The 14,707-nt window shown below is 45.5% G+C and carries 14 protein-coding genes and 1 riboswitch; of the genes, 7 read left to right on the forward strand and 7 right to left on the reverse strand.

Features of this window, described 5'->3' with window-relative positions; genetic code table 11:
* The first annotated feature begins 271 nt into the window (after positions 1–271).
* Positions 272–447: riboswitch (cobalamin riboswitch) on the forward strand.
* Positions 448–483: 36 nt separating this feature from the next.
* Positions 484–1,161, forward strand: a complete 678-nt coding sequence (locus tag ABUE20_RS04790; protein ID WP_408618702.1) for an energy-coupling factor ABC transporter permease — start codon at positions 484–486, stop codon at positions 1,159–1,161.
* Positions 1,162–1,242: 81 nt separating this feature from the next.
* Here the strand turns inward: ABUE20_RS04790 and ABUE20_RS04795 are convergent, their stop codons facing one another.
* Positions 1,243–2,121, reverse strand: coding sequence for a DMT family transporter (locus ABUE20_RS04795; protein ID WP_408618703.1), 879 nt, complete (start codon positions 2,119–2,121; stop codon positions 1,243–1,245).
* A 680-nt stretch (positions 2,122–2,801) separates the two neighbouring features.
* Between ABUE20_RS04795 and ydfZ the strand changes: the two genes are divergently transcribed.
* Both ydfZ and recG read left to right on the forward strand, forming a co-directional pair.
* Complete coding sequence (gene ydfZ / locus ABUE20_RS04800; protein WP_408618704.1) at positions 2,802–2,999, forward strand: putative selenium delivery protein YdfZ; 198 nt, start codon at positions 2,802–2,804, stop codon at positions 2,997–2,999.
* A gap of 191 nt (positions 3,000–3,190) precedes the next feature.
* The gene (gene recG, locus ABUE20_RS04805; RefSeq protein WP_408618705.1) at positions 3,191–5,266 is read left to right on the forward strand and encodes an ATP-dependent DNA helicase RecG; all 2,076 of its coding nucleotides are present in this window, start codon (positions 3,191–3,193) and stop codon (positions 5,264–5,266) included.
* A gap of 28 nt (positions 5,267–5,294) precedes the next feature.
* Here the strand turns inward: recG and ABUE20_RS04810 are convergent, their stop codons facing one another.
* Positions 5,295–6,170, reverse strand: a complete 876-nt coding sequence (locus ABUE20_RS04810; protein ID WP_408618813.1) for a LysR family transcriptional regulator — start codon at positions 6,168–6,170, stop codon at positions 5,295–5,297.
* A 101-nt stretch (positions 6,171–6,271) separates the two neighbouring features.
* Here ABUE20_RS04810 and ABUE20_RS04815 point away from each other — a divergent pair, with 101 nt between their 5' ends.
* A complete protein-coding gene (locus ABUE20_RS04815; RefSeq protein ID WP_408618706.1) occupies positions 6,272–6,580 on the forward strand; it encodes an MDR/zinc-dependent alcohol dehydrogenase-like family protein in 309 nt (102 codons plus the stop codon).
* On the forward strand, positions 6,577–7,404 hold the full coding sequence (gene fghA, locus ABUE20_RS04820; RefSeq protein ID WP_408618707.1) for an S-formylglutathione hydrolase: 828 nt from the start codon (positions 6,577–6,579) through the stop codon (positions 7,402–7,404). Before ABUE20_RS04815 ends, fghA begins: the two co-directional genes overlap by 4 nt.
* Before the next feature lie 44 nt (positions 7,405–7,448).
* On the opposite strand, the gene ABUE20_RS04825 is transcribed toward fghA, so the two are convergent.
* The 4 genes from ABUE20_RS04825 to ABUE20_RS04840 all read right to left on the reverse strand — a co-directional run bounded on the left by ABUE20_RS04825 (position 7,449) and on the right by ABUE20_RS04840 (position 11,799).
* Positions 7,449–8,420, reverse strand: a complete 972-nt coding sequence (locus tag ABUE20_RS04825; protein WP_408618708.1) for a TRAP transporter substrate-binding protein — start codon at positions 8,418–8,420, stop codon at positions 7,449–7,451.
* Between the two features lie 19 nt (positions 8,421–8,439).
* Complete coding sequence (locus ABUE20_RS04830) at positions 8,440–9,798, reverse strand: TRAP transporter large permease (RefSeq protein ID WP_408618709.1); 1,359 nt, start codon at positions 9,796–9,798, stop codon at positions 8,440–8,442.
* Positions 9,795–10,259, reverse strand: a complete 465-nt coding sequence (locus ABUE20_RS04835) for a TRAP transporter small permease (protein WP_408618710.1) — start codon at positions 10,257–10,259, stop codon at positions 9,795–9,797. The genes ABUE20_RS04830 and ABUE20_RS04835 overlap by 4 nt, the downstream gene beginning before the upstream one ends.
* Before the next feature lie 646 nt (positions 10,260–10,905).
* Positions 10,906–11,799 carry an aldo/keto reductase gene (locus ABUE20_RS04840; protein ID WP_408618711.1) on the reverse strand — a complete coding sequence of 298 codons (894 nt, stop codon included), beginning with the start codon at positions 11,797–11,799 and terminating at the stop codon, positions 10,906–10,908.
* A gap of 173 nt (positions 11,800–11,972) precedes the next feature.
* Between ABUE20_RS04840 and ABUE20_RS04845 the strand changes: the two genes are divergently transcribed.
* The gene (locus ABUE20_RS04845; protein WP_408618712.1) at positions 11,973–12,734 is read left to right on the forward strand and encodes an AraC family transcriptional regulator; all 762 of its coding nucleotides are present in this window, start codon (positions 11,973–11,975) and stop codon (positions 12,732–12,734) included.
* Positions 12,735–12,972: 238 nt separating this feature from the next.
* Here ABUE20_RS04845 and ABUE20_RS04850 read toward each other — a convergent pair whose 3' ends face one another.
* A complete protein-coding gene (locus ABUE20_RS04850) occupies positions 12,973–13,503 on the reverse strand; it encodes a hypothetical protein (protein WP_408618713.1) in 531 nt (176 codons plus the stop codon).
* A 170-nt stretch (positions 13,504–13,673) separates the two neighbouring features.
* On the opposite strand from ABUE20_RS04850, the gene rlmF reads away from it, so the two are divergent.
* On the forward strand, positions 13,674–14,624 hold the full coding sequence (gene rlmF / locus ABUE20_RS04855) for a 23S rRNA (adenine(1618)-N(6))-methyltransferase RlmF (protein WP_408618714.1): 951 nt from the start codon (positions 13,674–13,676) through the stop codon (positions 14,622–14,624).
* Positions 14,625–14,707: the final 83 nt, after the last annotated feature.

A 14,707-nucleotide genomic window follows, 5' to 3' on the forward strand; every position in this document is an offset into this window, starting at 1 on the left:
TGTTTCCCCCAAAAAGTAGAGGCCATGTCGATAAATCGCCCCATCGCGTCGGGGATGATGCGGTGGAGCCCCATGGAGGGAGTTGATACGGGTCGACGTTGGCAATGGTCGCTGTAACCTCGGATTAGAAACACTGGTATTTAGAAATAACTAGACAAATCGTTGAAGTCATCGAGCCGAAGACGGGGATCCAGCCTTTGCTTTAAGTGTCTCCTAATTGATACACATCAGCATATATTCGTCATCACTCCATATACTCATTTTTGAGAGACTCTCTCACACGGGATTAGGCCATAGGAAAACTGTATTCCTCAATGATGAGGTCAAGCAGTTACTGCCCCCGCAACGGTAGACGCATAAGGATAATCGATAACAGACCACTGGGAACACCGGGAAGGTCTGTTTGTAGCGTTAAGTCCGGAGACTAACCTAACCCTTCTTTTTACGCTGTTCTACGGGGATGTAGAACCCTAGGAGACCACCATGCATATCGAACCCGGGCTGGTCAGCCCTGAAAAAATTATCCTCAGTTACGCCACGGCTACAGCGGCCATCGGCTATTTAACGCGGCTTTGGTATCAAGAAGCCAGACAACGCGGCTTATTATCACTGAGTGTTCGCTCGCTCATCTGTAGTGCTTTAGTGTTTTGTTTTTTTGAAGTTCTTCCCCATCACCCCATCGGGGTTTCGGAAGTGCACTTGATTTTAGGGTCAACGCTATTTTTAATCTTTGGGCCGGCAGCTGCAGGAGTTGGATTAGCGCTCGGTTTGTTAGTTCAAGGGCTATTTTTGGCGCCCTTTGACCTGCCCCAATATGGGATGAACGTGACTACACTACTCGTCCCTCTGTATGCCATGTATGCACTGGCCCAGCAGGTTATCGATAAAAATACCGCCTATGTAGATTTGAAATACCATCAGGCGTTACGCTTATCTGTCGCTTATCAAGGAGGCATTGTAATTTGGGTGGGATTTTGGGCGCTCTATGGCCAAGGATTCGGCGCTCAGAATATTCACCAGATCCTCACTTTTGGTATCGCTTATATGAGTGTAATCATCGTCGAACCGCTGATTGATATCGCCATTCTAGCCTTGGCCAAAACGGCCTACTTGCTTAAAAATACCTTATTTGTCAGCGGGCGGTTGTATCACGCGGCTTAAAATAACGAAGCACCGCTTGGCGGTGCTTTTCTATCAATATAAAGCATACACATTTTTAACCGCGAACAGGTGCGGCACTGATCAGATTTTCTTCAATAATTTTTCTCTTACCGCTTCAAAATACCCGGGATTTTGCACTAAAAATGTACATGCGATAATGAAAAACATGCCCCCTAACATGGTCATCGTTAATGCAGAACCTAACACGATATAGGCCATGACCGCAGTAAAAACAGGAACACAAGAGAAGTAAATAGATACATGAGTCACCGCACCCAGCCGTAGTGCTCTAATCAGTAAAACCGAGGATACAAACGATATTAATACACCCTGCCATAATACGGATATTATCGAGGCCGCATTAACCTCAAATGAAAAGGGACCCAATATAGATACGGATGGAATTAATAGAAAAAGTGCCGCGAAACATTGAATCGACATATTTTCTATAATATTGATATGGGAACAATATTTTTTTTGCATAATCGATCCCAATGTGATCGCCAGTAATGAGATCACGGCATATCCTATATTTTCTATATTTGACGTCCCGAGCGAAAAGTCTTCTATAGAAAAGAGTATGGTTCCTAATAAACACCCCACAATTCCCACGATTTGAATCTTATATGAGATATCTCTTGAGATAAATAAGGTTATAACCGGTTGCAACCCTAAAATGATCGTCAGCATCGCCGGAGAGATGTTTAAGGCTAACGAATAAGCAAACGTAACTGGATATATAAACTGTATAAATGCACCGACGATAACACACGCTATAATATCGCGTTTACTTAATGTGAACCGGCCTTTATTTTTAATGAAGTGGGTTAGATAAAATAATAGAAAGGCAATCACAATTCTGATGGTGATAAATGTCAATGGGTTGGTGTACTGCAATCCAATAGCGGACGCAATATAACCAGAGGCCCAAAAGAAGACAAAAATCCATCCAATATACATATACACTCCTATATTGCCCCTTCACCATGATCTGAAATTGATTTCATCAATTAATTCAATCATGGCGGAGCAACAGCCTCCGGCCATATTATAAAATAGCTAACATCAAATAAGTTCTTTTCATCTTATTACATATAGATACGATAAATTATACTTTTATGTGAAATAAAATTTTATGCTTTTATATGATATGCTTTAGATATTATTAACTATCACTGCCAATATATTCTTTCGTTTATCATTATTTGGCTCATTACATTATTTCCAAAAGTAACCTTTAATTCTTCGATGCATAAATAATCGCCCAATCTATAAAAAGAGGGTGCACGGCAAAGCCTGATCCAAGTACAAAAATCAACCGATATTTTTATATCGTCCGCAGATGCGCGAATCCATAGGCTTAACGCTCTCACAGCCTCAGATATGACAGGATCCAGTCCAATCACTATTCATCACCCGGTCGTAAATCGCTAAGACAAGCGACCTTGCGCTTCGAGGCACCGCACCATAGCCGTTGCCACACCACTTTATTGATTGCCATATCGAGATACGGAGAAGGGCATTGCTCGCATCCAATTAAAAATGCAAGCTAAAAATATTGGAATCCTCTGATCTGAGACACCCATCATAAAAAAAGAAGTTGTATAATGCATTTGTGTTTTATCAATAGGAGAACAGAAATGACCCAAGTTTATGATCGTAATCATAATATCCTGACCGTTGGTCAACGGGTACTGATCAGTGAAAATGGTGAAACCACTCAAGTCTCTAAAATCAATGCAGAACACTTGAGCGCATTCGATGCACAACATAATGCATGCATCCAGCTAAGTAACGGCAATAGCATCGCACCAATTGATTTGGCGCGTCTCGGCTAACCACCGTTTTGGGGGCACTATGGTCTTCTCTCACTACGCTCTCTTGTGTCCCCAATCGAATTTAATCTATCTTTTTTAGCGCTCTATTGACTTCCTCATAATCTTCAAACCCACTAAATCCGCGTAAGAGCTGATCTTTTAACAAACTTTCCTTATACTGAACTCATGATCATATTTACAGTGGTTAGAGAATGAAATTAGAGCAAACACCGGTGACAGTGCTCAAAGGTGTCGGTAGTCGGCTCATGGAGAAACTGCAGCGACTGGATATCGTCAGTCTGCAGGATTTGCTATTTCATCTGCCTCTACGCTATGAAGATCGAACCCATATCTGGCCGATGAGTGATCTGCTACCCGGTGTGCATGCGAGTGTCAGCGGGATCATCCAAAAAGTAGATACTGTGTATGGTCGCCGCAAAATTCTCAGTTGTCGGATAAGTGACGGGAATGGCAGTGTGACGCTGGTATTTTTCAACTTTAATCAGGGTCAGAAAAACGCCATGCAGGTCGGGGATCAAATACGCGCTTTCGGTGAAATCCGCCGTGGCAAACACAGCTGGGAGATCGTTCACCCAGACTATCAAATTGGTCCCGCTCATGAGCCGTGGCAGGTTGAAGCCGAATTAACACCCATTTATCCCACAACCGAAGGGCTCCGACAGCTCACGCTACGCCAGCTCACCACGCAAGCACTGGAAATGCTCGAGGCCTATCCTCCGGAGGCCTTATTAACTGAGCAAAGCAACCTGCTCAGTGGACTCCCCACCCTGCCGGAGGCCCTACAGTTACTACATCGCCCCCCACCAGATGTTGCACTGGAACAACTCGAATCAGGGGAACACCCTGCGATCAAACGGCTGGCTTTAGAGGAACTCTGCGCCCATCAGCTGAGTTTGCGCACCTTTCGTCAGGCGTCATTACAAGACAGCGCCCCAGCCCTAGCCAAAGTTCCCAACCAACAACAACAGTTTTTAGCTCAGCTGGGATTTACGCCCACCACCGCACAGCAACGGGTTGCTCAGGAAATTGCCAATGATATGGGGCATGATTATCCAATGATGCGGTTAGTTCAGGGGGATGTGGGCAGTGGTAAAACTCTGGTAGCCGCGATGGCAGCACTACAGGCATTGGCCGCTGGTTACCAAGTTGCACTGATGGCCCCGACCGAAATACTGGCCGAACAGCATTTAAATCAATTCAGCGACTGGTTTACACCACTGGGATATCAAATTGACTGGTTAGCTGGAAAACAAACCGCCAAGGCACGCCGAGAAACCCTTGAACGCATCGTCAGTGGCTCCTCGAACCTCATCGTCGGCACCCATGCGATTTTTCAAGAACAGGTGCAATTTGCTAATTTGGCACTGGTGATTATCGACGAACAGCATCGCTTTGGTGTTCATCAACGACTGGCGCTTCGGGAAAAAGGAACTCAGGGGTGGGTACCCCATCAGTTAGTGATGACGGCAACTCCAATCCCACGGACCTTGGCGATGACGGCCTATGCCGATCTGGCACTATCGGTCATCGATGAGCTTCCCCCGGGGCGCACACCGATCACCACCGTCGTGGTTCCGGATACCCGCCGTGATGAAGTGATCGAACGCGTTCGACAAGCCTGCCAGAAAGAACAGCGTCAGGCCTACTGGGTCTGCACGCTGATTGAAGAGTCAGAAGTCTTGCAATGTCAGGCGGCTGAAGATACCGCCAACCAGTTACAACAAGGGCTACCGGAACTGCGAATTGGGCTGGTACATGGCCGGATGAAAGCACAAGAAAAACAGTGGGTGATGGCAGAGTTTAAACAGCATCGGTTGGATCTGCTGGTGGCGACCACTGTGATCGAAGTCGGCGTGGATGTTCCAAATGCCAGCCTGATGATTATCGAGAACCCGGAACGGCTGGGGCTGGCACAATTACATCAGTTACGTGGACGCGTTGGTCGCGGGTCCATCGCCAGTCATTGTGTACTGCTCTACCATAGCCCTCTGTCTAAAACCGCAACAGCCCGCCTTGGCGTGCTGCGCGATAGTAACGATGGTTTTATTATTGCTGAAAAAGATCTGGAAATCCGTGGTCCCGGGGAACTGCTGGGTACCCGCCAAACCGGTCTGGTCAGTTTTAAAATTGCCGATCTGATGCGTGATCAGGGACTGCTGGAACCGGCTCGGCAGCTTGCCGATCAACTGCTCCAGCAACACCCCGTTAAAGTCGAAGCGCTGATTAAACGCTGGATGGGCAATAAACAACGCTATATTCAGGCCTGACCCATACAAAACCACTAATAAGCATCATCTAATGAGGCAGTTTTTCAGCTAAAAAATCAATAAGCCGCCGGACATTGACCGATAACTGATGCTGTTGAGGGTAGACAGCCCAAATTCCTTCATCATCACATTGATATTCGCTCAAAAGCTCTACTAATTCTCCATGACGGAGATCATCAGCCACGTAATAATCGGGCAACTGCACAATGCCCAAACCTTTCAAAGCCGCATCACGCAAAGCGATGCCACTGCTACAACGCAGTGAACCTGAGACCTTAAGTGAAATGGCTTTGCCTCGACTGACAAAGCGCCAGAATCCCAAGGTTCCCAACAAGCAATTATGCTGTGCTAATGCCGTGAGGGTCTGCGGTTCTCCTGAGCGAGTCAGATATCCAGGACTGGCGCACACTTTAAGCTTACGAGTCGCCAGTCGGCGGGTAAATAAACTGGAATGGGATTCCAGAGGCCCTAATCGAATCGCCAAATCGACACCTTCAGCGATCAAATCCAACTGCTGATTAGTAAACAAATATTCAACCGACAGTTTGGGATAGCACAACAAAAAATCATTCACCAACGGTGCCAATCGCTGTTCACCGTAATAACTGGGAGCCGTAATCCGCATCAGCCCCTGCGGTTGCTGATTGAGCGCCGTAACCGCTTGCTCCGCCTGAGATAATCCCTCCAGTAAATTTTTACAATGGCGGTAATACAACTCTCCCGGTTGAGTCAAACTGACCCGTCGCGTCGTCCGATACAACAAAGCGACTTTGAGTCGCTGCTCCAATTTCTGCACCTGCCGACTCACCTGCGCCGTTGAAAGATGCAGCCGCTGAGCAGCCGAGGTAAAACCTCCGGACTCCACAACCGCTACAAATTCATCGATTCCCTGCCAGTGCATTATTACCTCTGAGTAAAAGTGTTTTTACTTTATGGCTAATTATCTCTTCTGCATTAATAATTACAATAATCGATTATCTCTTTTATTTTCTGAGGCGTTTTCTCATGAGCCAAGGTCATCCGATTCCATGTCAGGCCGCTATTGCCTGGGCTGACGGTGATGAAATAGCGACCCGACCTTTCCAGTGGGCTACGGATTGCATTTGGCGAGGGAGCACTTTCAAAGACACAAAAGGGCGCAGTGAATTGCCGAAATATGTCGAACGCCGTCCCAACGGTCAATGCCCACTGCACGATTTCATTACTCATACCATGGATCTCAGTTCGATCTATAAAACATTCGAACGACTGCATCAGAACCAACGCATTCGCAGTATGATCCTCTTTCCAGCGCTAGTGGAGTATCAAGCATGAATGAATTAATCGAAAGTCGTCGCTGCTTTAGCGGCGTTCAAAATCGCTATCAACACCGTTCGACGGTACTTGATTGTGACATGAATCTGAGTGTTTACATCCCTGATATCGCCCAAAGTAAACCCCTGCCGGTCGTTTATTGGTTATCGGGACTCACCTGTACTGACCGCAATTTTGTGGAAAAAGCCGGTGCACAACGAATTGCCGCAGAACTTGAGCTCATTATCGTCGCTCCGGATACCAGTCCACGGGGAGAACACGTTCCCGATGATACCAGCGATAGCTTAGGTCAAGGTGCAGGCTTTTATGTCAATGCCACCGAAGAGCCTTGGGAAAACCACTACCAAATGGCCGATTATATAACTCAAGAGCTACCCACATGGGTGGCTGAAAATCTACCGGCCAGTGACCGTCGTGCCATTTCCGGACATTCAATGGGGGGGCATGGTGCATTGACGCTGGCACTCAAAAATCCCGAACTGTATCGGAGCGCTTCGGCATTCAGCCCGATTGCCAACCCGTGTGATTGCCCGTGGGGCGAAGGAGCTCTGAGCCATTACTTAGGCTCAGATCGTGAACGTTGGAAAGCTTGGGACAGCAGTGAGTTGTTGGCTCAAACGCCCAGCACCCTGCCAATGCGAGTCGATATTGGCACTGCCGATCCGTTCTTTGAAACACAACTGAAAGTGAAACGTCTAGAAAAAGCCGCTCAAGTTCATCAGGCACCACTCACGGTTTATTACCATGAAGGTTATGATCACAGCTACTTCTTTATCGCCTCATTTATTGAACAGCAACTGCGCTTCCACGCGCAATATTTGTAGTCTAGGGGGGATATTCCCCCCTAACGAATAACTCTGTCTAAAAATTACGGTTGTTCGCTATGCTGAATTTCATCCAGCAGTGGTACTAAATCTGGATTTTCTTGGCGGAATTTAGTGTAGACAGACTGGACTGCGGCCTGGAATTGCGGAATATCACTGTTCACAAAAGTCACGCCATAGCCTTTTAAGGCTTTAAGTGATTTATCGACATAGGCATTCCAGTTTTTACGCTGCACAGCGACTGTTTCTTTCGCAACTTCGCGAATAATTTTTTGCTGGTCAGCGGTTAATCCATCCCAAACACTGGCCGAGACCACCAATACATCCGGCACCATGGTATGCCGATCATACGAGAACACTTTTTTCACTTCGTAATGGCGGGATGAATAATAAGACGGAATATTGTTTTCAGCTCCGTCAACAACCCCCTGCTGCAACGCTGAATATAATTCGCCATAAGGAAGTGGCACCGGAGTAGCCCCAAGCGCTTTGATGGTATCAATAGAAATCGCAGAATTCTGCACCCGAATTTTTAAGCCTTTCAAGTCCGCTGGAGTTCGAATCGGTTTATCCGTATAAAAGTTACGTGAACCGGCATCTAAAAAAGCCAAACCTACAAACCCGGCATCGTGCGAAGACGCCAAGATCTGCTGACCAATTTTACCTTCCAGAACTTGATCATACTGTTTCTGATCCTTATAAAGATAAGGCAACGACAGCACTTTATAATCTGGAGAAAAAGCCGTCAGTGGTGCCGCACTTACTTTGGTAAAAGCAATCGTGCCATTCTGGACCATCTGTAATAAGCCGGTTTCATTGCCAAGCGTGCCATTGGGATACACCTTAACCCGCAGATGAGCCCGTTTCGTCACCTGCTGTGCAAACCAAGTTAATGAGGCATGAACCGGATGTTCGGTCGGTAATGCATGGGCCAGTTTCAGTGTCGCTGCACTTGCAGAGCCACCTAACCAGGAACTAATGGCACAAGCTAACAGCAATTTGTGTAGAGTTTTCATCGTTATTATCCTTGTTTGCTTAAGATTGATAGCCCACCAGACTCGGTAGCCACAAAGAGATGGATGGAATCAGAGTGACAATGGTTAACGTGATCACCATAATCACAAACAACGGAATCAGTTTTGGAACCACCTCTCCTAATTTAGTATTAGCCACACTACAGCCGACAAATAATGCCGTGCCGACCGGCGGAGTGCAGATACCAATACAAAGGTTAAACACCAGAATGATGCCGAAATGAATCGGATCAAATCCAAGATGCGTCGCTATTGGCAGAAAAATAGGAGTGAAAATTAGCACTGCGGGAGTCATATCCATAAAAGTCCCCACAATGAGCAAAATCACATTCATCAATAAAATGACGATCACCGGATTAGTTGAAGCTTGCAGGATAAAATCTGAAATAAATCCGGGAATATCCGCATTGGCCATCGCCCATGACATGGCTGAAGAAGTCGCCACCATCAGTAAGACAATCGAAGTGGTCACAGCGCTTTCCACCAGCAGCGGGAATAGATCGCTTACTTTCAGTTCCCGATAGGCAAATCCCAAAATCAGCGCATAGACCACCGCAATCGCAGAGGCCTCAGTGGCCGTAAAAATCCCGGCCAAGATCCCACCCATGATAATAATGACCAGACACAAACTGGGAATAGCATCTAATACCACCTTGCCCCGATTGCCTTCAAAAACGATTTTTTCACGCGGGATCTGGTAACGTTTTCCGAGCAGGAAGATCCCAATCATGATCCCCAGCCCCATTAAAATCCCAGGGAAATAACCCGCGATAAACAGATACTGCACCGACGTGCTACTGACCAACGCATACAAAATCAGAATATTCGACGGGGGGATCAATAATCCAGATGGACAAGAGGCCACATTCACTGCTGTTGAAAACGCCATTGGATAACGATGCTGTTGTTGCAGTGGCTTCATGATCCCACCCACCGCAGCCGCAGAAGCCGCAGCCGAACCGGAGAGAGAACCGAACAGCATATTCGCCATCACATTTACATGTGCCAGCGACCCAGGTAACCGGCCGCCAAATAACATAGCAAAGTTAATCAACCGAGAGGCCAGCCCGCCCCGATTCATTAAATTACCCGCGACAATAAAAAAAGGTAAGGCTAACAGACCAAAATTATCCAACCCATTGGCTAATTTCTGCGAAACCAGAACACTGGTCTTATCGATCGGAAAATCGATAAATACCGTCATAAGCGCCGCAATCCCAATTGAAAAAGCAATAGGAACACCAATGACGAGTAAAATACCCAAAATGCCAAATAATATAATAACGGGAAATAGATCATAAAAAAGATCGGGGGCATTACTGAGAAAATCTTGACTAAATAGCAGGTCTATAAGGGTCATTCCGTTGGCTCCTTATTCATCTCTAGTGGCTCTTTTTTAATAAATGATGCAATTGATTTAATAATATCAACACACCCAAAATAGGTAATAATGGCTCCCGAAATAGGAACCACTAAATAAACATAACCGATAAGAAGATGATGTGTCCCAAATGCAATTCCAGGAGATATTTGACCATGTAATAAGGTATTTTTAACCAGATAATAGCCACCATAGATAAAGGCCGTCGATGAAAATAGAATCACAATAAAATTAATCAATATTCCCAAACATAACTGCCCTCGGTGATTAAAATGGGGCATCATGATCTCTAAGGCCAAATGTCTTTTAATCGCATAGGTGTATGCGCCCCCTAAAATACCAATCCAGATCAACAGATAACGTGATAGTTCATCCGTAAAGTTAGCGGGATCATGTAATACAAAACGTGTAAAAACCTGCCAAACAACAGACGCGATCATGACACTCATTATGAGTGCCAATACGATACATAATATTTTATTTATATAATTATTTATCGATTCAATAAGCATATTGAATGACCTTTAATTAATTTTAGTTAATCATTACGACCCATGAAAAATACAAATCAATAATATTTTTAAACGTGTACCGGATATCCGACACATAATTTTAATAATAGATTACGATCCAAGTTACCAATAAAATAAAGTAAAAAATGCGTTGCTGATCAAATAACCAATTATTTTTGAAAAATCTTTTCAAAAATAAAAATACTGTAAAATACAGCCGATTCAATTAAGGAAATAATAGAACAAAAATGACACCTAACATAATGTTTTAATTTAAAATATAAATAAATGATGCCGCTGATACCCAACATTATCCACGCTTAAACAGTTATCGAAAGTAACTATTCGTGTAAGCGAACGATCACAAAAATGAGAGGTCACGCTGATTTTGAAAATCCGGCGAACGACAAATCCCATGGGGTAAATTGTCGATATCCGGATTGATGATGGCAAAACAAAACTCAGGATCCCTTGCAATTTATACATTTAATCAAATAAACGTATAGGACCCAAAAGGGTTAGCCTAATAAAAGCCTTCCCATTATGTTTTTATAAAAACCGGTGAACAGAGCTCTCATTGATCAAGAGAGATCGAGAAAGTACTGGCCGTTGTGGTCTCAGGATCGGGGCCGGTTCGCTGCCCTTTATCCAGAGTTTCGATCAGAGCCATATCTTCAGGTGATAATATGAAATCGAAAATAGCAATATTTTCGGCAATCCGCTGCGGATTAAATGATTTTGGGATTGCCGACACTCCATTTTGGATCTGCCATCGCAAGATAATCTGAGCAGCTGTTTTACCATATTGTTTAGCCAGTTGAGTGATAACGGGATGGGTCAGTGGATCATCGCGTTGAGATGCTCCGGGAGTTCGACGAAAGCCGCCACCAATCGGTGACCACGCCTGCGTGATAATCCCGAGTTGTTGGTGAATGGCACGCAGAGGCTGCTGCTGAAAATTGGGATTCAATTCCACCTGATTCACTGCTGGCATGACCGTGGTGTTCTGCCGTAATAGGTTTAAGTGCTCAACACTAAAGTTCGACACCCCAATGGCTCGCACCTTATGTTCGTCAAGAAGCCTTTCCGCCGCTTTATAGGAGGCAATCGTGGCATCAAAGTTGGACGGTACCGGCCAATGCAACAGATAAAGATCAACGTAATCAAGACCTAATTTATGCAAGCTGGTATCACATGCACGTAATGTATTGTCATAACCATAATCGCTCATCCATAGTTTGGTGGTCACAAACAATTCCGAGCGAGGAATCAGAGAGTGGTGTAAAGCCTCACCGACCTGTGTTTCATTGAGGTAGGATGCAGCCGTATCGATCAGGCGATAGCCAGCGGTGAGTGCATATTCGACAGCCTTAACCGTGACATCAATCTGATGGCGATCCAATACACCCAAACCTAGGGTGGGCATTACGACGCCATTGTTTAAGGTTATTGTGGGAATGTGGTTCATGATGGCTTTTCCTCTATCAGATGTATAAGCCCTCTGTTATCGATTACCACTCATGTTCAGTGACATGAGTTATGAGTGAGTGAGAGAGGACCGATCAGGATAAATCATGATAAGGAGTGTCTGGTTAACTGTATATAATGATATTCGGACAAAGTATGCGGAGTTCAAGACTCATGAAATATTCAATACAAACGGAAGGTGATAGCCCCAATCCGATTTCCCTCAGAACAGCATTCTTTGCTCGTGGGACAGTTTTCCCTCGGCGGCGACGCTCTTGGGGAAAGCTCAATTACGCATTGTCGGGAGCATGTGAATTTAATATTGAAGGAGTGCACTATATCTCGCCTCCGCAATATGGCATCTGGATCCCACCAGGCGCGGAACATGAAGCTAAAAATAGCCAGGAGATCCATTATGTATCGGTGTATGTTGCAGCCGCCTATTGCGTTACATTACCGCAGACCCCCACGACATTGGGGCTCAGTCCTTTACTCAAAGCCATTCCCGCTGACTTCGCCGCACGTGGCGTGACATGCCCCAGCTCTATGGAAGACCAACGGCTATCATTCGTACTTATCGATCAGATCCGACTGGCACCTCGGTTCGACAGCTATCTTCCTTTTTCCAACGACAAATGGCTGGATCCTATTCTTCGAGCGTTACAAGCCGAGCCGGGCAACCAAACCTCATTGGCCGAATGGGCCGAACATTACGGAACCACCGAGCGTACCCTTTCACGCCGCTTTCAAACACAACTCGGGATCTCCTTTCGAGAATGGCGACAACGCATGCGCTTTGTGACTGCTTTAACATGGCTGGATGCAGGAGAACCGGTCCACCGTATAGCGATTCGCCTAGGGTACCGGAATCCCTCGGCATTTATTGCCATGTTTCGCCGTTTGGCAGGGACAACACCAATGCAGCTTTCTAGTTAGCACTCTCGCTGCAATCACCGTAATTAATGGTATTCGACTTAACTCATCAAAGAGACCGATAGTCGATCCCATCCATGGCCCGATACTCAGAGCCGCCCTGATTTAGGAGTGAAATGGTAAAAGTCTGGTATCGAATAGAGTGCGAGTTGATGTTGAAAATCCGGCAAACGGCGAATTCATTGTAATAAATCGTCGATGTCCGGATGATGTGTCAAATATAAAGATAGAGCAGTAACTTTTAGTCGGTAAAAATATAGTGCCCGTTTTTCTTACGGGGTCCAAACCAATGCATATCCGGGAATATTCGGATCCGGACAAAACAGATATAGCCAAGCAATGCCACATTAAGGAGCAAAGCAAAAATAAGCGTCCCCTGCAATTCATGCATGCGTTCAAATAAACGCGGAAGCCCGACAATCGTTAAAATAATAAAAGCCTGATAACTGCCCAATAAATTTTTATAAAAGCCCATACTCAGCAGCGCTGGAATAATCGCCAGCAAAACACCGGCAAACAGTGCAGATATCCCCGAGGCGACCGAAAAACCCGCCAAAAAAGCCAATACCGCAATGATCACATTAATCGAAAAAACACTCCGGACATGGAACTGATTAGCCCGGATCAACTCAGGTTTCGCATAACTGGCAATCCAGAAAGCCGCTTTTCTTTCCGGAATACCCGCCGCCGTCAATTGCTCAAAAATCACTGTTTTGGAAACACCTGAACATATTTGCTGCTCGATTTTTCGTTTGATCTCTTTCGTATTCATAAGGTCAGATTCAAAATAGTAGACTGGGGGCCATGCTAAAAGGAATTGCCTGAAATAGCCAGTTTGATTTAGTTATCAACTTGTCAAAAAACCTTGTGGGTTTCTCTGTGCTTCTATGGCTATAATCAGCTTTCGATATTGATCTGATGTATAAAATAGGAAGTTATAGTTTGAAAGCTGTTTCGAAGGCCCATCGTCATCAGCCGGTCAAAAGCCTGCATCCGGATAACCTCCATCGTTTCGGATACGATTATCCGGCATTAGTCGAAGACTATCCGCCCCTTCAGCCTTTTCTCCAGCGCAATATCACTGGAGCCCTCAGTATTTCCTATGCGGATCCACTGGCGGTCAAAGCGCTGAATACGGCGTTGCTCAAACATCATTATCAAATTAACGACTGGGATATTCCCGAGGGTGCGCTCTGCCCAGCCGTTCCGGGGCGGGCCGATTATTTACATCATATGGCATCCCTACTCCCAAACCAATCCGATACCCGCCCGGTCCGTATCCTCGATATCGGTACCGGAGCCAGTGGGATCTATCTGTTACTCGCCAGCCAAATTTTTGGCTGGCATGGTGTCGGCACAGATATCAATACCGCATCATTGACCCATTTGCAGCAAATTCTAAATCGAAATCCAGAGCTTAAAGCTCCTATTGAGCTTCGGCATCAACCAAATAAACATCATATTTTTGAAGGCATTATCCAACCTGATGAATTCTTTGATATCACCGTCTGCAATCCCCCATTTCATAGCAGCTTAGAAGAAGCGCGAAAAAGTAACTATCGAAAACGGAAGAATCTGGGCCTACAGCATCAAACACTCAATCCGCTCAACTTCGGAGGTCAAGGTGCAGAGCTATGGTGTAACGGTGGCGAACCTCTATTTTTAAAGAAAATAGCCAAAGAAAGTGCCCAGTTCGCCCAGCAATGTCTCTGGTTTAGTTCCCTTATTTCAAGGCAGGATAATGTCAGGCCGATGCAAAAACAATTGCGGAAGCTGGCAGCGACCCAAATTAAAGTTATAGAGATGCAACAGGGGCAAAAATTAACCCGGATCATCGCCTGGACTTTCCAGTCGGTTGCCGAGACCGCTCCGGTCATTCCCAAACTAAGCTAAACGCTAAAGTTATTTTGGATAAATTCCCAGATCTGCATAATAAGAAGAGACTTTTCAAGCCGAGTCTTTGGTACTCGGCTTTT

The organism is Celerinatantimonas marina, from assembly GCF_046054165.1.
GTDB lineage: Bacteria > Pseudomonadota > Gammaproteobacteria > Enterobacterales > Celerinatantimonadaceae > Celerinatantimonas.

What these genes read in the sequence shown, in the direction of transcription:
- ABUE20_RS04815 (WP_408618706.1), top strand. Translation starts at nt 6,272, where the DNA reads ATGAGCCAAGGTCATCCGATTCCATGTCAGGCCGCTATTGCCTGGGCT.
- recG (WP_408618705.1), top strand. Translation starts at nt 3,191, where the DNA reads ATGAAATTAGAGCAAACACCGGTGACAGTGCTCAAAGGTGTCGGTAGT.
- fghA (WP_408618707.1), top strand. Translation starts at nt 6,577, where the DNA reads ATGAATGAATTAATCGAAAGTCGTCGCTGCTTTAGCGGCGTTCAAAAT.
- ABUE20_RS04795 (WP_408618703.1), bottom strand. Translation starts at nt 2,121, where the DNA reads ATGTATATTGGATGGATTTTTGTCTTCTTTTGGGCCTCTGGTTATATT.
- ABUE20_RS04845 (WP_408618712.1), top strand. Translation starts at nt 11,973, where the DNA reads ATGAAATATTCAATACAAACGGAAGGTGATAGCCCCAATCCGATTTCC.
- ABUE20_RS04850 (WP_408618713.1), bottom strand. Translation starts at nt 13,503, where the DNA reads ATGAATACGAAAGAGATCAAACGAAAAATCGAGCAGCAAATATGTTCA.
- ABUE20_RS04830 (WP_408618709.1), bottom strand. Translation starts at nt 9,798, where the DNA reads ATGACCCTTATAGACCTGCTATTTAGTCAAGATTTTCTCAGTAATGCC.
- ydfZ (WP_408618704.1), top strand. Translation starts at nt 2,802, where the DNA reads ATGACCCAAGTTTATGATCGTAATCATAATATCCTGACCGTTGGTCAA.
- ABUE20_RS04790 (WP_408618702.1), top strand. Translation starts at nt 484, where the DNA reads ATGCATATCGAACCCGGGCTGGTCAGCCCTGAAAAAATTATCCTCAGT.
- ABUE20_RS04840 (WP_408618711.1), bottom strand. Translation starts at nt 11,799, where the DNA reads ATGAACCACATTCCCACAATAACCTTAAACAATGGCGTCGTAATGCCC.
- ABUE20_RS04825 (WP_408618708.1), bottom strand. Translation starts at nt 8,420, where the DNA reads ATGAAAACTCTACACAAATTGCTGTTAGCTTGTGCCATTAGTTCCTGG.
- ABUE20_RS04835 (WP_408618710.1), bottom strand. Translation starts at nt 10,259, where the DNA reads ATGATCGCGTCTGTTGTTTGGCAGGTTTTTACACGTTTTGTATTACAT.